Consider the following 21476-nt stretch of genomic DNA (forward strand, 5'->3'; position numbering starts at 1 on the left):
TCTTCTTCTCGTGGGTGGACTTGTCAGGAAGCCTGGCTCGGCGCCACGCGCCGGATCAGGAGGTACATCTCGCAGCCGAGGCAGAAGTTGAAGGCCGCGTTGAGGAAGGCCGCGAACAGCGCGAACGCCGTCGCGACGATGCCGAGCGCGGTGACCCCGGTGGCGTAGCCGATGGTGCCGACCAGGGCGAACACGAACCCGACCCCCTGGGCGAACCGCAGCGGCGCCGCGTCCTCCCGCTCGGACGTCGGCGCGAGCCGCGGCGCCACGAGGTAGCGGTAGATCAGCGAGTACGGGGCCGGTTTCAGCCCGACGAACGCACCGATCGCGAACACGACCGTCTGAACGGCCAGCAGCGGCCACCATCCGGTGATGAGGACCACCGCGAGCACGATGGTGGTGATGACGGCCGCGAAACGCGGTCCACGGGGATCGACGGCTGGGCCTGCTGACATGTCACCTCCCTGGCGGGGCGCGCGTGAGCGCGCGTCGGAACGGGATTTTTCCGGCGGGGGAGTGCGGGTACGGCCGAGGCGGACCCGCTAGAGCAGACACAGGCTGCTGCGCACGCGGCAGAAGTCGACCGCGCGACGTTGCGTCAGCAGAGTGAGTGGCAGCCTGCACACGAGCGTCAGGCTACCCGGACGTCCCTGAAAGTGGGAGGGGTGTCCACCCAGTGAGAGCATTCCCACCATCCAGGAAAATAATTTCGCGCAGCTCAGCGGACGTGACGCCATCGGGGCGGGCACCGCGGTCGACTGGAACAGGTTCTAGTTCTGTTGATCCGGCCCCGCCCACTGGCGGCCGCGCCGCCTACTCCGCGACGCGCGAGGGCAGGTGCGGCCGCAGCGCCTCGAGCAGCGCGGGAGCCTTCGGCACGCCGCCGACGCGCAACAGCTCGGTGCCGTCGGCGCGGTAGGCGATCGTGGTGGGCGTGCGCAGCACACCCAGCGCCTGCGCGACCTCCGGCTGGTTCGTCACGTCCAGGTCGACGTGGTTCAGGCCGTCGGTGCGCTCGGCCAGCGGGCCGAGCAGGGCGCGGGTGTGCCGGCACGGGGTGCAGAACGTGGTGGAGATCTGCACCAGGGTGACCTCGGCGCCGGTGTCCAGCGCCGCCGCGACGGGCGCGGGCAGGCCGGCCGCCGGCGCGCGACGAGCCGACCGGACGCGCCCGTTGCGCGCCTTGAGCAGCCCGCCGGCGACGGCCGCGACCACCAGCGTGCCGAGCACGACCCACACGCCCGTCATCAGCGCCTCACCCTCCGGTTGAGCTGGTCGCCCCGCTGAACGTCACGTTCTTGGCCTCGCCCTTGATGGTGACCGAACCGCTGTTCACCTGTACCGCCGTCGGGGTGACCTCGAACGGGAGGTTGCCGGTGTCGATCGTGGCCTTGAAGTTCGGCAGCAGGGCCTGCTGCACTGCTTCGGGAACAACGGTCGTCTCCTTGTCATTCCCGTACTGCAGCCGCTTGGGGACGATGTCGATCGCGGTGCCGTGCAGCTCGATCATGGCGAAGCAGAAGATCTCGATGCGCTGGCCGGCGATCTGCACGTACCCGGAGATCCGAATGCCGGCCTTCGACTGGTCCTGCTCCTCCTCGGTCGTGCCGTCCTGGCCCTGCTGGTCGCCGGCGCCGCTGTCGGTGCCGCTCTCGGCGTCCTGGCCGGTCTCCACGTACTCGATGCTCGACGGCTCGATCCGCAGGTCCTCGATCTTGGTCAGCGGGTCCACCTTGTTGATGTCGCTGGCCTTGATCGTCACCTGGGCCTCCAGGCGGCCGATCCGGATCGCGTCGGTGTTGCCGTTCACCAGGTCCGACAGCGGCGCGGTGACGTCGTAGAGGTCGGCCGTCACACCCACGTCCCGCAGGTCCTTGATCGGCACCCCGGACGCGGACAGCGCGATGTGGCCGTAGTCGCCGCCGATCGCCTGGGTGGTGAACGGGAAGCCGTGGATCGTCACGGACGGGTCGTCGGTCAGCTTCAGCTGTTCACGGGCCTTCTGCGACACCGTGTGCTCGGCGAACGCGGCGAGCCCGAAGTCGGCCCCGACCAGCAGCGCGAGCAACACGACGAGACTGATGACGATGCGCCGGGCGCGGCGTCCACGGCGGCTCGGTCCCGCTGGTGGCACGGCTCGATCCTGGGTCGCAGGTCTGCTCACTCTTGGTGTCCGATCTGTCTCGTATCCGGGTCCTGGACAGCCCGAGGCTATGGGTCACCAGTGTGACGTCACTGTGACGGAGGCTGCAGAGCAGGTGGTTTCTCCCTGTTCACCCGCTAGTCTTGTCCGCTAAGACCAGGGGCGCTCAAGGCTACGGACTAGCAAGAAGGCGGTGTGGCGATGAGCCTGGACCTGCTCGTACTCACTTCCGAGGCGGAAGCCACCGCAGTCCTTCCAGCCCTGGACCTGCTTCCGCACACGGTACGCGTCCGCGCACCGGAGGTGACCGCGCTCCTCGACGCGGGCCACCGGGACGTCATCCTGCTCGACGCGCGCACCGACCTCGCGTCCGCCAAGAGCCTCTGCCGCCTGCTCAAGGGCACCGGCGACGACGAGGGCAGCACCCCGATCATCGCGGTCATCGGCGAGGGCGGCCTGGTCGCGGTCAGCGCCGAGTGGCGCACCGACGACATCCTGCTGCCCACCGCGGGCCCGGCCGAGGTCGACGCCCGGCTGCGGCTGGCGACCACCCGCGACGGCGGCGCCACCCAGGTGGACACCGAGCTGCGGGTCGGCGACCTGGTGATCGACGAGGCCACCTACACCGCGCGCCTGCGCCGCCGCACCCTCGAACTCACCTACAAGGAGTTCGAGCTGCTCAAGTACCTCGCCCAGCACGCCGGCCGGGTCTTCACCCGCGCCCAGCTGCTGCAGGAGGTCTGGGGCTACGACTTCTTCGGCGGCACCCGCACGGTGGACGTGCACGTGCGGCGGCTGCGCGCCAAGCTCGGCCCCGAGCACGAGCAGATGATCGGCACCGTGCGCAACGTCGGCTACAAGTTCGAGCGCCCGGCCAAGGCCGGCGCCAAGCCCGGCGTGACCTCGCTCAACTTCGACGCGAGCGAGCTGTCCACCGAATTCTCCACCCCCTGATCCGGGAGACCGTGCATCCGTGCTGACCGTGGTGTGGGTCGACGAGCTGGACGAGCGGACCACCCGCGAGGTCCGCGAGCTGCTGCTGGCCGCCCGTGAGGTGGACGGACGACCGGACGTGTCCCCCGGCGAGCCGTTGCCCGGGGAGTTCGCGTCCGGGCCGCACCTGCTCGCCCGTGCCGACGGCGTGCTGGCCGGGTACGCCCACCTGGACGTCTCCGGTGACGCGTTCGGCCGCCAGGTGGCCGAGCTGATCGTGCGGCCGGACTCTCGGCGCCGGGGCGTGGGCACCGAGATGCTGTCCGCGCTCGCCGACCGAGCCGGCGACGCGCCCTTGCGGATCTGGGCGCACGGCGACCACCCGGGCGCCGCGGCCCTGGCCGAACGAGCGGGCTTCTCGCGTGCCCGCGAACTGCTGGTCATGCACACCCCGGTCGACCCGGACTGGCCCGAACCCCGGCTGCCCGAGGGCGTCTCGCTGCGCACCTTCGTGCCCGGCCGGGACGAGCAGGCCGTCATCGAGGTCAACGCCCGCGCCTTCGACTGGCACCCGGAGCAGGGCCGGCTCACCGTCGACGACCTGCGGGCCGAGGAGGCCGCGGACTGGTTCGACGCGGACGGGTTCTTCCTCGCCGAAGACGGCGCGGGCAAGCTGCTCGGTTTCCACTGGACGAAGGTCCACCCGGCCAACCCGCGCCGCTTCGGTGGCCGGGAGACCGGCGAGGTCTACGTCGTCGGCGTCGACCCGGGCGCGCAGGGCGGCGGGCTGGGCAAGGCGCTGACCCTGGCCGGCCTGCGTTACCTCCGGGACCGCGGCCTGCCGCAGGTGATCTTGTACGTGGAGGGGGACAACGCGCCCGCGATCGCCGTCTACTCGCGGCTCGGCTTCGCCCGGCACGAGGTCGACGTCCAGTACGAACGGTGATCGCCGTTCCGTTACGTTAACCCTGCGCCAACCTTCCATCACGGATCGCGTACCCGCAGGTCACGGCCCGGACACGACGCCCGTTCGAGTGACGTTGTCCCGCTCACATTGGCGCCCTTGTTCACTTTGCGTTCATCTGTACAGAGGGGCACGTCCACCCGTGCTGCCTAATGTCCGGTTGCGACGAATGGCTTTCAATAGCTGGAGGACATGAAGTGAAGATCATGCGGCCGATGGGTGCTCTCGGCATCGCAGCGAGCGCTGCCCTCGTGCTCGCGGCCTGTGGCACGGACCCGGCCTCGACCGGCAACACCCAGACCTCGGGTGCGGCGACCGCGCCGACCGCGACCGCCAACGTCGAGTGCGGCGGCAAGTCGCCGCTGACCGGCGAGGGTTCGACGGCCCAGAAGACCGCGGTGGACATCTTCGCCCAGCAGTACACCAAGGCCTGCGCCGGCCAGATCGTGAACTACAACGCGACCGGCTCCGGCTCCGGCGTCAAGCAGTTCACCGCCAAGCAGGTCGACTTCGGCGGCTCCGACTCGCCGCTGAAGACCGGTGACGAGCAGACCAAGGCCAACGAGCGCTGCGCCGGTGGCGAGGCGTGGAACCTGCCGCTGGTCGTCGGCCCGGTGGCCATCGCCTACAAGCTGGACGGCGTCTCCTCGCTCACCCTGAACGGCGAGGTCGCGGCCAAGATCTTCAACGGCCAGATCACCAAGTGGAACGACCCGGCCATCGCCGCCCTCAACTCGGGCGTCAACCTGCCGGACAAGCCGATCCAGGTGTTCTCGCGGTCGGACGAGTCGGGCACCACCGACAACTTCCAGACCTACCTCGAGGCCGCCTCGAAGGGTGCCTGGACGCAGGGCACCGGCAAGGCCTTCAAGGGCGGCGTCGGCAACGGCGCCCAGGGCTCCAACGGTGTCGCCTCGGGCATCCGGGCCGCCGACGGCGCCATCGGCTACATCGAGTCGTCCTACGTCAAGGACGGCCTGAGCGCCGCCAAGCTGGACAGCGGCTCCGGCGCCGTCGAGCTGACCCCGGAGAACGTGGCCAAGGCGCTGGACGCCGCCACCTTCCGCACCCCGGGCAGCAACGACCTGGCCATGGACCTCAAGGCCATCTACGCCAGCAACACCCCGGGTGCCTACCCGCTGCTGCTGACCACGTACGAGATCGTCTGCTCGAAGGGCTACGACGCCGACACCGCCAAGGCGATGAAGGCGTTCCTGACCGTGGCGGCCACCACCGCCCAGCAGCCGATCGCCGAGAAGGGGTTCGTGCCGCTCCCGCAGTCCCTGCAGGAGAAGGTGCTGACCTCGATCAAGGCGATCTCCTGAACGATCACCGCAACCCCTGATCGGTTTGCACTGAGTAACTGATGAGCGAGTCACTCGCAAAGGCGGACGCCCACCGGCGACACCGGTGGGCGTCCGCTTGCGTCTAGACCACTCCCGGAGGCCCCCGATTACGGCGCAACCACCGGCCACTGAGCGAACCCCCTCACTGGCCACACCGAACAAGACCGCGAAGGTGCGGCCGGGTGACCGCATCTTCAAGAACCTGAGCACCGGCGCGGGCATCTTCGTCGTCGCGCTCATCGCGCTGATCGGGATCTTCCTGCTGGTGCAGGCGATTCCCGCGCTGGGCGCGAACAACGCCAACTTCTTCACCTCCCGCATCTGGCACACCGGCGATCCGGCGAACCTCGAGTTCGGCATCCTGGACCTGCTGCTGGTCACCATCTACACGTCGCTGTTCGCGCTGGTGCTCGCGATGCCGATCTCACTGGGCATCGCACTGTTCCTCACCCAGTACGCGCCGAAGCGGCTGGCGCGGCCGTTCGCCTACGTCGTCGACCTGCTGGCCGCGGTGCCGTCGATCATCTTCGGCCTGTGGGGAATCCTGGTGCTGGCTCCGCAGCTGGCGCCGATCGCCCAGTGGCTGAACGAGACGCTCGGGTTCATCCCGATCTTCGGCACCGGCAACGTGTTCCCGAACTTCCAGGGCACCATCTTCACCGCGGGCGTGGTGCTCGCGGTGATGCTGCTGCCCATCATCACCTCGCTGTCCCGGGAGGTGTTCGAGCGCACGCCGACCGCCCAGGTCGAGGGCGCGCTGGCGCTCGGCGCCACCCGCTGGGAGGTCATCCGGACGACGGTGCTGCCGTTCGGCAAGTCCGGTTACATCGGCGCGTCGATGCTCGGCCTCGGCCGGGCTCTGGGCGAGACGATCGCGCTGGCCGTCATCCTCTACATCCCGGCGGGCAAGCCCTTCGACTGGAGCCTGTTCGACGGGGGCGCGACGTTCGCGTCGCAGATCGCGGCGAACTACGCCGAGTTCAACAACCCGAAGTCCGCCGGTGCCTACATCGCGTCCGGTCTGGTGCTGTTCGTCCTGACCTTCGCGGTGAACTTCGCGGCCCGGTCGATCATCGGCCAGCGGAAGGCGGACTGATGACCACGACACTGTCCGAGACCGAGCAGCTGGCCTCACCGCCGGCGTTCCAGCACGTCAGCACGGGCCGCAAGGCGAAGAACGCGCTGGCCACGGTGCTCGTGTGGCTGTCGTTCCTGATCGCCGTCGCGCCGCTGGTGTGGGTGCTCTACACGGTGATCGCGAACGGCATCAAGCGCATCCCGTACAGCAACTGGTGGGGCCAGGACTTCGGGTCGGTGCTGTCCGACGAGGTCGGCGGTGGTGTCCTGCACGCCATCATCGGCACGCTCGAACAGGGCCTGATGTGCGCGATCATCTCGGTGCCGCTGGGCCTGCTGGTCGCCATCTACCTGGTCGAGTACGGGCGGAACACGCGGCTGGCCAAGATCACCACGTTCATGGTGGACATCCTCTCCGGTGTCCCCTCGATCGTGGCCGCGCTGTTCATCTACGCGCTGTGGATCACCACGCTCGGCCTGCCGCGCAGCGGTTTCGCCGTGTCGCTGGCCCTGGTCCTGCTGATGATCCCGGTCGTGGTGCGGTCCTCGGAGGAGATGCTGCGGATCGTGCCGGACGACCTGCGCGAGGCCTCCTACGCGCTGGGCGTGCCGAAGTGGAAGACGATCATGAAGATCGTGCTGCCGACGGCGCTGTCCGGCATCATCAGCGGGGTCATGATGGCGCTGGCCCGCGTCATGGGCGAGACCGCGCCGCTGCTGGTGCTCGTCGGTTACTCCGCGTACGTCAACTGGGACCTGTTCGGTGACAACCAGGCCTCGTTGCCGCTGCTGATGAACACCGAACGGGCCACGAACTCGATGGAACCGGGTAGCGTCGGTTTCGACCGCATCTGGGGCGCCGCGCTGACCCTCGTCCTCATCATCGCCCTCATCAACCTGATCGCCACGGTGGTCTCCCGCCTGGTCGCCCCGAAGAAGAAGTGAGCGTTCCGCTATGGCCAAGCGAATCGACGTCAAGGACCTCGACATCTACTACGGCAAGTTCCACGCCGTCGACAGCGTCACGCTGTCCGTGCCGCCGCGGAACGTCACGGCCTTCATCGGCCCGTCGGGCTGCGGCAAGTCCACCGTGCTGCGCACGCTGAACCGGATGCACGAGGTCATCCCGGGTGCGCGGGTGGACGGGCAGGTGCTGCTCGACGGTGAGGACATCTACGCGTCCTCGGTCGACCCGGTGCAGGTCCGCCGCACCATCGGCATGGTCTTCCAGCGGCCCAACCCGTTCCCGACGATGTCCATCCGGGACAACGTGGTGGCCGGGCTGAGGCTCGCCGGCACGAAGAACAAGAAGAAGCTCGACGAGATCGCCGAGCGGGCCCTGCGCGGCGCGAACCTGTGGAACGAGGTCAAGGACCGGCTCAACAAGCCGGGCGGCAGCCTCTCCGGTGGTCAGCAGCAGCGCCTGTGCATCGCGCGGGCCATCGCCGTGCGCCCGGACGTCCTGCTGATGGACGAGCCGTGCTCGGCGCTGGACCCGATCTCCACGCTCGCGATCGAGGACCTGATCGCCGAGCTGAAGAAGGACTACACCATCGTGATCGTCACGCACAACATGCAGCAGGCGGCGCGCGTGTCGGACCAGACGGCGTTCTTCAACCTGGCCGGCGTCGGCCAGCCGGGGCGGCTCGTGGAGATCAACGACACGGAGAAGATCTTCTCGAACCCGAACGAGAAGGCCACCGAGGACTACATCTCGGGCCGGTTCGGCTGATCTCTTTCGACGAGACCCCCTCGGCTGCCTCGCCGAGGGGGTCTCGTCGTGTCAGGGGGTTCCCGCCACCGGCAGCGCGACCGGGTCCGCCGGGGCGGTGAGGGTGGCCAGGAGCTGGAGCGCGGTCGCGGCGTCGGAGCCCGCGGGCGCGCTGTAGATCATCATGGTGAGGTCGGGATCGTCCGGGGCGCTCATCGCCACGTAGTCGAGCGCCAGCTCGCCGGCCCGGGGATGGGCGAACCGTTTGCGGCCGCGGGTCTTGCCGCGCACCCCGTGCCCGGCCCACAGGCGGCGGAAGTCGGCGCTGTGCAGGGAAAGTTCGCCCACCAGCTCGGCCAGCAGGGGATCGTCCGGGTGGCGTCCGGCATCGAAGCGGAGGTTCGCGACGGTGTCGCGCGCCTTGCTCTCCCAGTCGGGGTAGAGATCACGGGCCGCGTCGTCGAGGAAGACCAGCCGGGCCATGTTCCGCTCGGCCGCGGGCAGGGCGGGGAAGTCGGCGACCAGGACGCGGGCCAGATCGTTCCAGGCCAGCACGTCCAGGCGGCGTCCGATGAGGTAGGCGGGAACCGTGGTCAGGGCGTCCAGCGCCTGGCGCATCTCGGGACCGACCTGCTGGCGGCGGGCGGGCCGTTTCCGGGCCGTGGGCTGGGCGAGGTTGTGCAGGTGGGCGGTTTCGTCCGCGTCGAGGTGGAGCGCGCGGGCGACGGCGTCCAGGATGTCGGCGGACACGTTGCGGGCGCGGCCCTGTTCCAGGCGGGTGTAGTAGTCGACGCTCACGCCGGCGAGCAGCGCCAGCTCCTCCCGGCGCAGGCCCGGGACGCGGCGCCGCCCGCCGAAGGTGGTGGCACCGGCCTCCTCCGGGCTCAGGCGGGCGCGCCGGGTCTGGAGGAACTCGGTGAGCTGCTGTGCGCGGTCCATGGTTCCCAGTATCCGCGGGAACGGCGCCGCCGAGCCTGGTTCCGGCAGACCCAGGCTCGGCGAACCGCGGCTGGACGAAGCCCTGGGTCCGGGCGGGCGGGCGCCGCAGGATGGATCACGTTCACCCCGAGAGATCAGGAGTTTCCGCCATGTCGAACACCCTCACCATCATCGCCGGCTTCACCGCCAAGCCCGGGCAGGAGCAGCGCCTGCGCGACGAGCTGACCGCGATGATCGAGCCGTCCCTGGGCGAGGAGGGCTGCCTGGGCTACCAGCCCTACGCGCACCCGGAGGACCCCAGCCGGATGATCATCGTCGAGGAGTGGGCCGACAGCGCCGCGCTCGACCACCACTTCTCGCTGCCGCACTTCGAGCACGTCGCAGGGGTTCTGGAGGAGATCCTCGCCGAGCCGTTCACCCTGCGCCGGTTGACCGGCGTTCCCGCCGTGGACTGACTGGGGACTCCGGGCACGTGAGGCAATTCGATGGGCGCTGTCGGTGGGTGCCGACAGCGCCGCCCGGGTCCTGGAGGACCTCCCGCGGACCGACCCGGGCAGCCCCGCCACGTGCGACGGAACCAGCGGGCACTGTCGGCGGGTGCCGCCTCCTCGCCCGGGCCCTGGAAGACCAGCCTCCCCGCCGCGGACCGACCCGGGTGGCTCCCCACCACGTGAGGCGAAACCGGCGGGCACTGGCGGTGGGTGCCGACAGCGCCGCACTCGACCACCACTTCTCGCTGCCGCACGTCGCGCGGGGTCCTGGAGGACCTCCCGCAGACTGACCCGGGTGCCTCCCGGCACGTGCGACGGAACCAGCGGGCACTGTCGGCGGGTGCCGCCTCCTCGCCCGGGCCCCTGGAAGACCAGCCTCCCCGCCGCGGACCGACCCGGGTGGCTCCCCACCACGTGAGGCGAAACCGGCGGGCACTGGCGGTGGGTGCCGACAGCGCCGCACTCGACCACCACTTCTCGCTGCCGCACGTCGCGCGGGGTCCTGGAGGACCTCCCGCAGACCGACCCGGGCAGCCCCGCCACGTGCGACGGAACCAGCGGGCACTGTCGGCGGGTGCCGCCTCCTCGCCCGGGCCCCTGGAAGACCAGCCTCCCCGCCGCGGACCGACCCGGGTGGGTCCCCACCACGTGAGGGAAATCCGGTGGGAACTGTCGGTGGGTGCCGCTAGCGTCGAGGTCGTGGTTCAGGTTTTCGTGGACGGTGTCGGCGGGCGGTTGCCCAAGCCCCGGGTGCTCGCGGCCGCCGGGCGGGCCCTGGGGGCCATCCCGCCGCCGCTGCAGGTGCTGATCGGGATCGTCAGCGTGCAGGTGGGCGCCTCGCTCGCCAAGCAGCTGTTCGCGGTCGCCGGGCCGGCCGGCACGGTCACGCTGCGGTTGTTCTTCGCCGCGGTCGTGCTGCTGCTGGTGTGGCGTCCGGTGCTGCGGATGGGCCGCCGCGCGCTGCCGGTGGTCCTCGCCTACGGCGTCGTGCTCGGCGTCATGAACCTGACCTTCTACCAGGCGCTCGCGCGGATCCCGCAGGGCATCGCGGTCACCATCGAGTTCCTCGGGCCACTGGCGGTCGCGCTGGCCGGCTCGCGGCGCTGGATGGACGTGCTGTGGGCGATGGTGGCCGCGGGCGGTGTCGTGCTGCTCGCCGAGACGCGGGGCGACCTGTCGATGCTCGGCATCGTGTTCGCGTTGATCGCGGGCGCCTGCTGGGGGCTCTACATCCTGCTCAGCGCGTCCCTGGGCAAGCGCACCGAGGAGGGCAAGGGCCTCGCGCTGGGCATGGCGGTCGCGGCGGTCGCGGCGATGCCGGCTGGCGTGGTCGACAGCGGCACGAGCCTGCTGTCGCCGTGGGTGCTGCTGATCGGGCTCGCGGTGGCGCTGCTGTCGTCGGTCATCCCGTACTCGCTCGAGCTGGAGGCGCTGCGCAAGATCCCGCCGCGGGTGTTCGGCATCCTGATGAGCCTGGAACCGGCCGTCGCGGCGCTGTCCGGGCTGCTGGTGCTGGGGGAGGCGCTGCACCCGCTGCAGTGGCTCGCGATCTGCTGCGTGGTCGTGGCTTCGATCGGGGCGACCCGCTCGATCCGCGATGCGCCCTGATCAACCTCGGTAGGCTGGCCGCATGACCGTGCTCGACGAAGTCGGCCACTCAGCTGCGCTGCTTCGGACGCTCCAGCGCGAACTCATGGTCTACAAGTTCGGCATCGACGAGCTGATGACCAAGCTGCGCATCCTGTCCGAGGAGTTCGACTTCGCCAACCAGCACGACCCGATCGAGCACCTGGCGAGCCGCGTCAAGTCGCCCGAGGCGATCCTCGACAAGCTCGCCCGCAAGGGCATCGCGCCGAGCATCGAGGCGATCCGCGAGCACATCGAGGACGTCGCCGGCATCCGCGTGGTGTGCCCGTTCGTGCCGGACGTCTACCTGGTCGCCGAGATGCTCGGCCGCCAGGACGACGTCGAGATCGTCCGGACCAAGGACTACATCGCCGCGCCCAAGCCGAACGGCTACCGCAGCCTGCACCTGATCGTGCGGATCCCGGTGTTCCTGTCCGACCGGGTCGAGCGGGTCAAGGTGGAGATCCAGATGCGCACGGTCGGGATGGACTTCTGGGCGGCGGTCGAGCACAAGCTGTTCTACAAGTACGCCGGCACCGCCCCGGCCGACTTCGCCGACGAGCTACGCGCCGCCGCGGAGACCGCTGCCGACCTGGACGCGCGGATGACCGCCCTGCACCAGCGTCTGCAGGGCGGTCAGTCCTAGTCGCGTCAGAGGTCCTCGTCGTGGGCGTAGCCGGGCATCTTGCCGGTCGCCACGAACACCATCCGCTTGCCGACGGACACCGCGTGGTCGGCGAACCGCTCGTAGAACCGGCCGAGCAGGGTGATGTCGACGGCGGCCGCGACCCCGTGCTCCCAGTCCTTGTCCATGATCACCGTGAACAGGTGGCGGTGGATCTCGTCGACCCGGTCGTCCTCTTCCTCGAGCGCACGGGCGGCCTCGACGTCGCGGCTCTTGATGACGTCGGCGACCTTCTCCGCCAGGCGGACGTCCAGCTCGCCCATCTCGGCGAAGTACATCCGCACCGGCTCGGGCAGCGTGGCCTGCGGGTGACGGCGCCGCGCCGCCTTGGCGACGTGCAGGGCCAGGTCACCCATCCGCTCCAGGCTCTCCGCGGCGTGGATCACGGCCAGCACGGTCCGCAGGTCGGTCGCGACCGGCGCCTGCAGCGCCAGGAGGGCGTAGGCCTTCTCCTCGTTCTCGGCACGGGCGTCGTCGATCTTCTGGTCGTCGCCGATCACCTGCTCGGCCAGCGACAGATCCGCTTCGAGCAGTGCCTGCGTCGCCTTCTTCATGGCGGCCGCGGCCTGGAGCGACATGTCCGCCAGGTTCGCGGCCAGGTCTTCGAGTTCGACGTGGTAAGCCTCGCGCATGACCTCACTCTACGACCCGTTCGGGGCAATCGCCGCATCGCGAAGTGAACCGGGCATGAACCGGGGCTAACGAGTTGTCACGAGTCCGACGAGGACGAACCGGACGACTTCGACGAGCTCGGCGGCGGGGTCTGGGTCGCGCTCGCGGCCGCCTGCGCGGCCTCGTACTCGGGGGTGCCGGGCAGCGGCTTGTTGTCGATCATGGCCTGGAACAGCTCCTTGGACTTGGTCTCCAGGAGCACCTCGTTGCCGCGGGTGTTCGACTCGCCCGTGGTCGGCACGGTGAGGAACTTGAGCTTGCTGGTGTCCATGCCCTTCATCGACTGGGCCAGCGTGAGCATCTGGTCGACGCCGATGTTGTCGCCGAAGGTGGCGCGCGCGAAGGCGGTCACGAAGTTGGTGAGCTGGGTGGGGTCGGTGATGACGCCCTGTGACATGGCCTTCTGCAGCAGCGCGGTGAGGAACTCCTGCTGCCGCTTGATGCGGCCGTAGTCGGAGGTCAGGTCGCCCTGGACGTGGCGGGCGCGGACGTAGCTGAGGGCCTGGTCGCCGGAGATCGTGACGTCGCCGGTCTGGGAGATCACCATGCCGAGCACGGAGTCCTTGATCGGTTTGTCGACGTGCACGGTGACGCCGTGCACCGCGTCGACCATGTCCTTGAACCCGCCGAAGTCGATGCCCACGAAGTGGTTCACGCGCAGGCCGGTGAGCTGCTGCACCCACTTGGTGAGGCACTTCGGGCCGCCGACCGCGTAGGCGGTGTTGAGCTTGACCTTGGTGGCGGCGCCGACGACCTCGCTGGAGTAGGTGCCGGTCTTGGCGTCGTAGCGCTCGCACGCGGGCCGGGAGATCTCCAGGTCGCGCGGGAAGGAGACGACGACGGCGCGTTTCCGGTCGGCCGGCACGTGCGCGAGCATCACGGTGTCGGAGCGGGCGCCGCCGACCGCGTCCGCGTCGCCCACGTTCTCCTCGGCGGTGGCGCCGGCGCGGGTGTCGGAGCCGACGATGAGGAAGTTCTCGTCACCGGTCTGGCCGGCGGCGTTCTGGATGTCGGAGGAGTTCTCGTCGAGGGCGGCGATCTCGGTGAACTTGCTGTTGAACCAGGTCTTGGTGCCCCACAGGGCGCCGGTGGCGAGGAAGATCAGGCCGGCGAGCACGGCGCAGGTGATGCGGGTGATGCGGATGGAGCGGTCGCTGCGGCGCTGTTTCTTCTCCTGCAGGCGGGTCTGGGGCGCGGCCTTCTCGCCGTCGTCGTCGGACTTCACCGGCGCGACGACGCGCTGCAGGCGGGTGCGGGTTTGCTCGATGAGGGCGACCGGGCGGGCGATGAACCGCTCGCGGCGCTCCTGGCGCTTGGCCTCCTCGGCGGCGAGTTCCTCGTGGGCGGCCGCGAAGCGGGCGAGGGTGTTGTCGATCTTGCGGCGGACCTTGGTGTGGTCGCCGACGGGCTCCAGCTCGTCGGTCATGGTCAGCCGGTCGGCCGGAGTGACCGGCCGAGCCCGCGGCGGTCGGCGGGGGCCACCGGGGCGTTCGACGGGTTCGCGGAGCTGGGTGGCACTCGCGTCGGCGGCCTCGGGATGCCCGGTGGAGCGGGTGGTGTCGGGGTGCCCGGCGGCGCGGCTGCCCTCGGGGTGCCCGGCGGCGCGGCTGCCCTCGGGGTGCCCGGCGGCGCGGTTGGCAGGCGGCGGCGTCCCGCGACGGTTGGCGGGCGGGGGCGTGGCGGGGCCGGGCCGGGGAGGCACCTCGGCAGCGTTCGGCTGCGGCGCCTCGGCGAAGCCGCTGGGGTGGCGGGGCGCGTCGGCGCGGCCCGAGAGCTGCGGCGCCTCCACGAAACCGCTGGGGTGGCGCGGCGCATCGGCGCGGCCGGAAGGCTGGGAGGTCTCCAACGGATTGCCGCCGCGACGGGCGGGCGCGTCGGCGCCGTTCAGCGGCGGAAGCTCGGCGAAGCCGCTGGGGTGGCGAGGGGCCTCGGCGCGGCCGGAAGGCTGCGGCGTCTCGGCGCGGCCCGAAGGCTGCGGCGCCTCCGCGAAACCGCTGGGGTGGCGGGGCGCCTCGGCGCGGCCCGAAGGCTGCGCTGATGCGAAGCCACTCGGGTGGGCCGGCGCTTCGGTGCGGCTGGATGGCTGCGGCGCGCCGGGGCGGCGGGCAGGAGCTTCGGCGCCGTTCGGCGCCGCGGTGAAACCAGTGGGGTGCCGCGGGGCCTCGGCCCGAGACGAGGGCTGCGGTGCCTCCGTGAAACCGCTCGGGTGCCGCGGGGCTTCGGCGCGGGCGGAGGGCTGCGGCGCTTCCGCGAAGCTGCTCGGTTGGCGGGCCTCGGTGCGGGTTGGTGGTTGTGGGGTGCCACCGGGGCGAGCGGGGGCCCCGGTGCCGTTGACGTGGGGGGCGGCATCGGGGTGGCGGCTCGGCGCGGTTGTTCCGTTGGCGGGTTGCGCTTCCGCGAAACCGGTCGCGTGGCGCCCCGGTGCAGCGGCTCGGCTGGAGGTCTCCGGGGCCGCGAAGCCACTCGCGTGGCGCGACTCGCCGCGGCTGCCGCTGGGGTGCGCGGCACCGTTCGACACCTCCGGGGCCGCCGCGAAGCCACTCGCGTGGCGCGACTCGCCGCGGCTGCCGTTCGGGTGCGCGGCACCGTTCGACACCTCCGGGGCCGCCGCGAAGCCACTCGCGTGGCGCGACTCGCCGCGGTTGCCGTTCGGGTGCGCGGCACCGTTCGACGGCTCCGGGGTCTCTCCGAAACCACCCGCGGGGCGGGGCTCCGGGCGTGGCGGGCTCGCGAAGCCGTTCGGAGGCTCCGGTGCCGCGGCGCGTCGTGAGGGGGCGGCTCGGCGGGGTTGCTGCGTCGGCGGGACCGGCGCCGCGGGCGTGCGTCCGGTGGCCGGGGAGCGGCGTTGTGGCGGCGGCTCGGGCGCGCGGGGCTCCGGACGCGCCGGGGGTGCCGTGCGCCGCGATACCGGCGGGACCTGCTCCGGCGGGGCCGTGTGCGCGTTCGACCGGCCACCATCGAACCGGGGGCGGTACCCGGTGTGCTGCGCGACCAGGTCCGAAACGTTGATGCCGCCGTGCGTGTCCAGTGAGCGTCGGCGTCGCCGGCCGTTCGAGGTTGAGCCGTCGTCGGCTCTGTGACCGGGGCCTGCGGCGTGGTCGTCTGGCACCCGGTCTCCTCTCTCGGTCACGCCGGCCCGCCGGGAGGGGACCGTCTCAGTGATGATCGCCGGGACGGCGAGCATCGTTATCGTAGAGATACTCGCCGGTCCTGACGACACCCTCCTGCTGATTTTTTTACATAGCGTGCGCCAAAGCGGGCCGAGTGCGACAAACGGGGTGACGCCGCACACCGGCAAAACGGGGAATCGCCCCCTCGCAATTACTGACAGTGCTCAAGCACGCGGACACCATCGCGTTCCCGGTACGCGACCCGGTTGCGTCCGGCGTGCTTCGCGGCGTAAAGGAGGTCGTCGGCCATCCGCAGCTGCTCCGGCCCGCTCACCGGCTCGTGCGACAGCCCGACGCTGATCGTCACGCCCAGCCCCGGGCAGATCTCTGACCAGGCGTGTTCGGCCACCCGCCGCCGGGCGTGCTCGGCGATCCGCAGCGCCGTCCCCGGCTGGACCTCCGGCAACACGAGCATGAACTCCTCACCGCCGTACCGCGCGCAGAAACCCGGCGCCGGCACGCCCTCGCGCAACAACTCGGCCACCCGCCGCAGCACCTGGTCGCCGATGAGGTGACCGAACGTGTCGTTGACGCGTTTGAACAGATCGATGTCGATCAACGCCACCGCCAGCGGCGTACGCGCGTCGCCGAGCAGGTCGGCGAGCCTGCTGTCCAGGTAACGGCGGTTGTAGACCGCGGTCAGCGCGTCGCGCAGGCTCTCCTCGCGGGCCTGGGCGCGTTCGCGGCGGAGCCGGTCGAATTCGCGGCGCAACTGCTCCGGGATCGGCGGACGGGCGGTGCGCGCGATGCCCAGCGCGGTCCTCAGGTGCTCGTAGGCCGTGCGGAAGTCGCCCTGCGAGGCGTGCAGTTCCGCGATAGCCTCGTGCAGGCTCAGCAGGTCGGTCTCGTCCGGCCGCGCCCGCTCCGAGGTCACCCGTTCCACCTCCGTCATTCAAGTCTTGTCGTCCGGTAAGACGCGCGCCTTGAGCAATCGATACGGGCCAACACGAATATCGCTCAATGGGACGACCGGGGATCGCTCTCCGTGGCGGACGCGTCGTCCGGGCGGCCGAACGACGCGTCCGTTTTCCGCCAGCGGCACCGTCGGCTGATCGTGAAGCTGAACGTGTGACACACGTGGAAATCGAGCCGAACATCCTGTACTTCGGCACTCCGGTGGTGCTCGTCAGCACAACCGGCGACACCGTGAACCTCGCCCCGATCTCGTCGGCCTTCTGGCTCGGCTGGCGCGCGATCATCGGCGTCGGCGCCCGCTCGCAGACCGCGCGGAACCTGCGCCGCACCGGGGAATGCGTGCTGAACCTGCCGTCCGTCCACGAGGTCGACGCGGTGGACCGGCTCGCCCGCACCACCGGGACCGCCGAGGTGCCGGAATCCAAGCTGCGGCGCGGATACCGCTACGAGCCGGACAAGTTCGGCGTCTCCGGGCTGACCCCGGCGCCGTCGGCGACGGTGGCGCCCCCGCGCGTCGCGGAGTGCCCGGTCGCCATGGAGGCCGTGGTGGAGGCGATCCACCCGGTCGCGGCCGACGACGAACAGCAGTGCGGCAACATCCTGTGCTTCGAGCTGCGGGTGCAGAAAGTCCACGTGCACGACGAAATCCGCATGCCCGGCACCACCGACCGCATCGACCCGGACCGGTGGCGGCCGCTGATCATGAGCTTCCAGGAGTTCTACGGCCTCGGCGGGAAACTGCGCCGCTCGGAACTGGCTCAGATCCCGGAAAACTTCTACCGCAGCCCGGACATCGACCGCGCCCGGCTGGAATCCGTCCGCGGCGCGTGACGGTGTGCGGCCCGGGAAAACCGGGCCGCACACCGGAGAACTACGCGACGACGGTGATCCGGTCGGCCGCGGGCGGCGCGACCGGCGAGTGCGCGCCGAAGTACGCGATCAGCGCGTCCAGGTCCACCGGGCCGCCGGCCAGGTCGGTGCCCTTGGTGAACTCGGTGAAGCCGTCCCCGCCGCCGGCGAGGAAGTTGTTCACCGACACCCGGTAGCTCGCCGCCGGGTCGACCGGGACGCCGCCGACCGTGATGTTCTGCACCTTCGACCCGATCGGCGCGGACGCCGAGTACGTGTAGCGCAGCGTCGAGGAGATCTGCAGGATCCGCGTGCCGCCGGCGGTCCACTGCTGCTCGAGCACGTTCTTCAGGTTCGCGCCGGTCAACGTGATCGTCTGCATGATGTTGCCGAACGGCTGCACGGCGAACGCCTCGCCGTAGGTGACCACACCGTCGCCCTCCCCGGCTGGCGAGGACGCGTAGTTGAGGTCGGCGCGGATGCCGCCCGGGTTGGTGATGGCGATCTGCGCGCCGTTGGCGGCGGTCGCCTCGAGCTGGGCGTCGGCGATGACGTCGCCCAGGGTGGACTCACCGGACGGGGCGCCGGCCGCCTTCAGGTCGCCGGTGATGGTGCCGATCCGCTCGTTGGCGATCGGCGCGGCCTTGGTCACGGCCTCGTCGACCAGCTTGGCCACGGCGGGGTCGGGCGTGACGTCGCGGGTGACGATCTCGTTGTGCGCGACGGTGGCGCTGCGGACCACGTCCCGCGTCCGCTTGTCGATCTTGAGGTCCACGACCGACAGCAGACGGCCGAACGACAGGCCCTGGATCACCGGGCGCGGGTTGCCCGCCGGGTCCGCGATCGAGCAGTTGTACTGCTGGTGGCTGTGGCCGGTGAAGATGGCGTCGACGCTCGCCGACACGCCCTTCGCGATCTGGCTGGCCGGGCCGGGGTTGACCGTGCACGAGTCCGGGCCGCCGCCCCGCGTGTTGTCGCCCTGGTGCAGGAGCACGACCTGGGCCTTGATGCCGAGGCGGTCGAGCCAGCCGGCGGTGCGGTTGATGGCCTCGACCTCGTCGCCGAACTCCAGCCCCTTGATCGCCTCGGCCGGGACGACCGTGGGCAGGTCCTCCAGGGTGGCGCCGATGACGCCGATCGGCTGGCCGCCGGAGAACTCCACGGTGAACGGCAGCAGCGCGGGCGCGCCGTTGTCGAAGTACACGTTGGCGCCGAGGAACGGGAAGTCCGCGCCCCGGAACTCGTCCCGGAACTGGCAGCCGTCGGTGGGGTGGCAGCCGCCGAACTGCATGCGCTGCAGCTCCTGGTAGCCCTCGTCGAACTCGTGGTTGCCGACGACGGAGGCCCGCACGCCCATCTCGTTGAGGAACTCGATGGTCGGCTCGTCGTGGAACAGCGCCGAGGCCACCGGCGAAGCGCCGACGTTGTCACCCGCGGACAGCAGGACCGAGTTCTTGACCTCGCTCTCCAGCTGCTTGACGTGCGTGGCCAGGTAGGCGGCGCCGCCGGCGTTCACCGTCGAGCCGTCGGGCAGGGTGACGCGCCCCGACGAGCCGGACGGCGGTTCGAGGTTGCCGTGGAAGTCGTTGAAGGTGATCAGCCGGACGTCGGTGGTGCCGGGCGGCTGGGCGGCGGACGCGGGCGCGGCCGTGACCGTGACGGCGGCCAGCGTCGCGGCGGTGACCGCTACGCAGCGTCGCAGCACGCGAGATGAAGGGGACATCGTTCCTCCGGTAAGGGGCATACCGGCGCGATCTAACCTTCGCTGAGCAACGATCACCAGGCCCGAAAGGTGGAAGCCCGGTGAAAAGTCGGGCACGCGGTCGGCCATTCGACCGGGACGGTGAGCGCGGGCGGGCTTCTCGCCCGATTCGGCGGACCCGGTGGTTCCTCCCCAGCTACCGCACGCCCGGTTCGGGCGGATCCGGGCGATGTTCGGGCCGGCCGTGACGTTCGTGCCGCTGGGGTTGTTCGCGCGGCTGCTGTGGAAGCGCGGGTTCACCGGCGCGGTGCGCTCGGCTGGATCGCCGCGACGCTGTTCCTCGTGCTGCGGTCAGCCGTCCAGCCGGTCCGCGAGCCGGCGCGGCGCGAGCGGGTCCACCTCACCGAGGCGCGCCAGAGCCGCGGCCCGCTGGTGGGCCTTGCGCCTGGCCGCCCTGCGGTCCTCCCAGGTGACGACCACGCCGGCGGCCAGGAAGACCAGGACTACGAGCCCGAGGACGATCGCGAACTCCACGCCGCCTCCTTTGGCGTCGTGCTTGTGTGGCAGATCACATACCGTACCCGGGTTGTGGTGAATGCGCCACCTTCGCCCGATTGGCCGCGAACCAGCGGTGGTCCGGGGTGCACCAGCGGGAGAAGCGCAGGCCCGCCTCGGCGAGGCGGGCGCGCAGCTCCGGTTCGCTCAGCCGGCGGGTGGTGAACGGCTGCTCCCACGACCGGCCGCGCGCCTGGTAGCGGACGGTGGCGCTGAGCAGCGGCCCGTCGCGGACCACGCCGGTCAGGCTGACCAGCACCTCGCCGAGGTGACCGCCGCCCTCGGCGACCGTGTCGAACCAGGACGGCGGGTGCCACTCGATGACCGCGACACCGTCGTCAGCGAGGTGCCGCGCCACGGTCGCCAGCAGGGCGTGGCTGTCCGGCTGGTTGACCAGGTGGCTGGCCAGCAGCACGACCGGGAAGCGCCGCCGGAGGCCGAGATCCTCGATGCGGGCGCGGACCCTCTCGGCGCCACGCACGTGCGCCAGCATCTCGGCGGAATCGTCGACCGCGGTGACGGGGTGGCCCAGCTCGATCAGCCGGTGGGCGATGCGGCCGGTGCCGCTGCCCAGGTCGAGCACCGCGGCGCCGGCCGGGGCCACCCGGTGCACGATCTCCGCCTCCCCCGCCGGAGGCAGCAGGCGGTAGACCTCGACCGGGCAGCCGTCGGCAGTGGTGTCCATGCGACGAGTGTTCGCCGGTCAGGGGTGCAGGCGCCAGAGGGACACCACCTCCTGGGATCGCGCCTTCGCGAGCGGGTCCGCCCCTGGATGCCGCCGGCGGGGTGCGTCCAGGCGGTCCGCCACCGTCAGCCCGGCCGCCTCGAAGCGGGTCAGCAGCTCCGCGCGGGTACGCAGGCCGACCAGCTCCGCCAGGTCCGACAGGACCAGCCACGCCTCGCCGCTGGGAGTCAGGTGCGCGGCCGCTCCGGCGAGGAAACCCGCCAGCATCCGCGAGCCCGGGTCGAACACGGCGGCGTCCAACGCCGACCGCGCCGCGCCGGGGAGCCACGGTGGGTTGCACACCACCAGGTCCGCGCGGCCCGGCGGGAACAGGTCCGCCGCCACCACCCTGACCTGCGGCAAACCGAGGTGCCGCACGTTCTCCCTGGCACACGCGACCGCGGCCGGGACGATGTCCGTCGCCACCACCTCCGGCACCCCGCGGCGCGCCAGGACCGCGGCCAGGACCCCGGTGCCCGTCCCGATGTCGAAGGCCGTCCGGACGCCGGACAGCGGCGCGCGGGCCACCAGCGACACGTAGTCCTGCCGGGTCGGGGAGAACACGCCGTAGTGCGGGTGGATCCGCGCGCCCAGCGCCGCCACCGGCACGCCCTTCACCCGCCACTCGTACGCGCTGAGCATCCCGAGCAGCTCGGTCAGCGGCACCAGGCCCGGCTCACCACCGGCGGCGCGGACGGCGGCCCGCACGTCCGGCGCGCGGGGCAGGTCGACGCGCAGGTCCGGGCCGACCTCGACCAGCAGCATGCCCAGCACGCGCGCCCGGTTCCGGCGCGACTGGCGGTAGCGGTAGAAATCCGGCGAGCGCGCGGGCAACCGCTTGCCCATCGCGGCGAGCAGGCGGCGGGCGGCCACGAAATCGTCGCGCCACAACAGGCGGACGCCTTGCGAGGCGAGCCGGACGGCAACTTCAGGGCGCAGATCGGCGCCGGCTTCGATCGGGGGTTCCACGAGAG

The 21476-nt window shown here is 71.1% G+C and carries 21 protein-coding genes; 10 read left to right on the plus strand and 11 right to left on the minus strand.

All coding sequences use genetic code 11. From position 1 onward, the window contains the following. Nucleotides 1-23: 23 nt before the first annotated feature. The 3 genes from L1857_RS01470 to L1857_RS01480 all read right to left on the minus strand — a co-directional run bounded on the left by L1857_RS01470 (nt 24) and on the right by L1857_RS01480 (nt 2134). Nucleotides 24-455 (minus strand): DUF4395 domain-containing protein, encoded by a 432-nt coding sequence (locus L1857_RS01470; RefSeq protein ID WP_094003172.1) that lies wholly within the window; start codon nt 453-455, stop codon nt 24-26. 358 nt (nt 456-813) lie between these two features. Beyond that, the gene (locus L1857_RS01475; protein ID WP_094003173.1) at nt 814-1248 is read right to left on the minus strand and encodes a TlpA family protein disulfide reductase; all 435 of its coding nucleotides are present in this window, start codon (nt 1246-1248) and stop codon (nt 814-816) included. Nucleotides 1249-1255: 7 nt separating this feature from the next. Next, entirely contained in the window at nt 1256-2134 is an 879-nt protein-coding gene (locus L1857_RS01480; protein ID WP_162830662.1) for an LmeA family phospholipid-binding protein, read from the minus strand. A 210-nt stretch (nt 2135-2344) separates the two neighbouring features. Between L1857_RS01480 and L1857_RS01485 the strand changes: the two genes are divergently transcribed. From L1857_RS01485 to pstB, 6 genes are all read left to right on the plus strand, one after another. Further along, nucleotides 2345-3097: a winged helix-turn-helix transcriptional regulator gene (locus L1857_RS01485; RefSeq protein ID WP_116110253.1), complete on the plus strand. Its 753-nt coding sequence runs from the start codon at nt 2345-2347 to the stop codon at nt 3095-3097. Between the two features lie 19 nt (nt 3098-3116). Further along, complete coding sequence (gene mshD / locus L1857_RS01490; protein WP_094003176.1) at nt 3117-4022, plus strand: mycothiol synthase; 906 nt, start codon at nt 3117-3119, stop codon at nt 4020-4022. Nucleotides 4023-4237: 215 nt separating this feature from the next. Continuing rightward, nucleotides 4238-5365 (plus strand): phosphate ABC transporter substrate-binding protein PstS, encoded by a 1128-nt coding sequence (pstS, locus tag L1857_RS01495; RefSeq protein WP_094003177.1) that lies wholly within the window; start codon nt 4238-4240, stop codon nt 5363-5365. A gap of 193 nt (nt 5366-5558) precedes the next feature. Continuing rightward, nucleotides 5559-6482, plus strand: coding sequence for a phosphate ABC transporter permease subunit PstC (gene pstC / locus L1857_RS01500; protein ID WP_094003178.1), 924 nt, complete (start codon nt 5559-5561; stop codon nt 6480-6482). Further along, on the plus strand, nt 6482-7408 hold the full coding sequence (pstA, locus tag L1857_RS01505) for a phosphate ABC transporter permease PstA (protein ID WP_094003179.1): 927 nt from the start codon (nt 6482-6484) through the stop codon (nt 7406-7408). Before pstC ends, pstA begins: the two co-directional genes overlap by 1 nt. 10 nt (nt 7409-7418) lie before the next feature. Continuing rightward, the gene (gene pstB / locus L1857_RS01510; protein WP_094003180.1) at nt 7419-8195 is read left to right on the plus strand and encodes a phosphate ABC transporter ATP-binding protein PstB; all 777 of its coding nucleotides are present in this window, start codon (nt 7419-7421) and stop codon (nt 8193-8195) included. A 51-nt stretch (nt 8196-8246) separates the two neighbouring features. On the opposite strand, the gene L1857_RS01515 is transcribed toward pstB, so the two are convergent. Continuing rightward, on the minus strand, nt 8247-9113 hold the full coding sequence (locus L1857_RS01515; RefSeq protein ID WP_094003181.1) for a helix-turn-helix domain-containing protein: 867 nt from the start codon (nt 9111-9113) through the stop codon (nt 8247-8249). A gap of 149 nt (nt 9114-9262) precedes the next feature. Here L1857_RS01515 and L1857_RS01520 point away from each other — a divergent pair, with 149 nt between their 5' ends. The 3 genes from L1857_RS01520 (at nt 9263) to L1857_RS01530 (ending at nt 11876) form a co-directional block, all read left to right on the plus strand. Continuing rightward, nucleotides 9263-9568, plus strand: a complete 306-nt coding sequence (locus tag L1857_RS01520; RefSeq protein ID WP_116110254.1) for a putative quinol monooxygenase — start codon at nt 9263-9265, stop codon at nt 9566-9568. Between the two features lie 750 nt (nt 9569-10318). Next, nucleotides 10319-11212: an EamA family transporter gene (locus L1857_RS01525; protein ID WP_094003185.1), complete on the plus strand. Its 894-nt coding sequence runs from the start codon at nt 10319-10321 to the stop codon at nt 11210-11212. Nucleotides 11213-11234: 22 nt separating this feature from the next. Then, entirely contained in the window at nt 11235-11876 is a 642-nt protein-coding gene (locus L1857_RS01530) for a GTP pyrophosphokinase (protein WP_094003183.1), read from the plus strand. Between the two features lie 5 nt (nt 11877-11881). Here L1857_RS01530 and phoU read toward each other — a convergent pair whose 3' ends face one another. From phoU to L1857_RS01545, 3 genes are all read right to left on the minus strand, one after another. Beyond that, nucleotides 11882-12547: a phosphate signaling complex protein PhoU gene (gene phoU, locus L1857_RS01535; protein WP_116110256.1), complete on the minus strand. Its 666-nt coding sequence runs from the start codon at nt 12545-12547 to the stop codon at nt 11882-11884. Between the two features lie 77 nt (nt 12548-12624). Further along, the gene (locus L1857_RS01540) at nt 12625-14376 is read right to left on the minus strand and encodes an LCP family protein (protein WP_283258000.1); all 1752 of its coding nucleotides are present in this window, start codon (nt 14374-14376) and stop codon (nt 12625-12627) included. Between the two features lie 1532 nt (nt 14377-15908). Beyond that, entirely contained in the window at nt 15909-16649 is a 741-nt protein-coding gene (locus L1857_RS01545) for a GGDEF domain-containing protein (RefSeq protein WP_094003186.1), read from the minus strand. A 176-nt stretch (nt 16650-16825) separates the two neighbouring features. Between L1857_RS01545 and L1857_RS01550 the strand changes: the two genes are divergently transcribed. Further along, entirely contained in the window at nt 16826-17503 is a 678-nt protein-coding gene (locus L1857_RS01550; protein WP_240323133.1) for a flavin reductase family protein, read from the plus strand. Nucleotides 17504-17543: 40 nt separating this feature from the next. Here L1857_RS01550 and L1857_RS01555 read toward each other — a convergent pair whose 3' ends face one another. The 4 genes from L1857_RS01555 to L1857_RS35300 all read right to left on the minus strand — a co-directional run bounded on the left by L1857_RS01555 (nt 17544) and on the right by L1857_RS35300 (nt 21471). Further along, entirely contained in the window at nt 17544-19244 is a 1701-nt protein-coding gene (locus L1857_RS01555) for a bifunctional metallophosphatase/5'-nucleotidase (protein WP_249464303.1), read from the minus strand. Between the two features lie 330 nt (nt 19245-19574). Then, on the minus strand, nt 19575-19757 hold the full coding sequence (locus tag L1857_RS01560) for a hypothetical protein (protein WP_020422222.1): 183 nt from the start codon (nt 19755-19757) through the stop codon (nt 19575-19577). Nucleotides 19758-19791: 34 nt separating this feature from the next. After that, on the minus strand, nt 19792-20463 hold the full coding sequence (locus tag L1857_RS01565; RefSeq protein WP_116110259.1) for a class I SAM-dependent methyltransferase: 672 nt from the start codon (nt 20461-20463) through the stop codon (nt 19792-19794). Nucleotides 20464-20481: 18 nt separating this feature from the next. After that, complete coding sequence (locus L1857_RS35300) at nt 20482-21471, minus strand: methyltransferase (RefSeq protein WP_283258001.1); 990 nt, start codon at nt 21469-21471, stop codon at nt 20482-20484. Between the last annotated feature and the right edge of the window lie 5 nt (nt 21472-21476).

The organism is Amycolatopsis thermalba (genome assembly GCF_023376025.1).
Taxonomy (GTDB): domain Bacteria; phylum Actinomycetota; class Actinomycetes; order Mycobacteriales; family Pseudonocardiaceae; genus Amycolatopsis_E; species Amycolatopsis_E thermalba.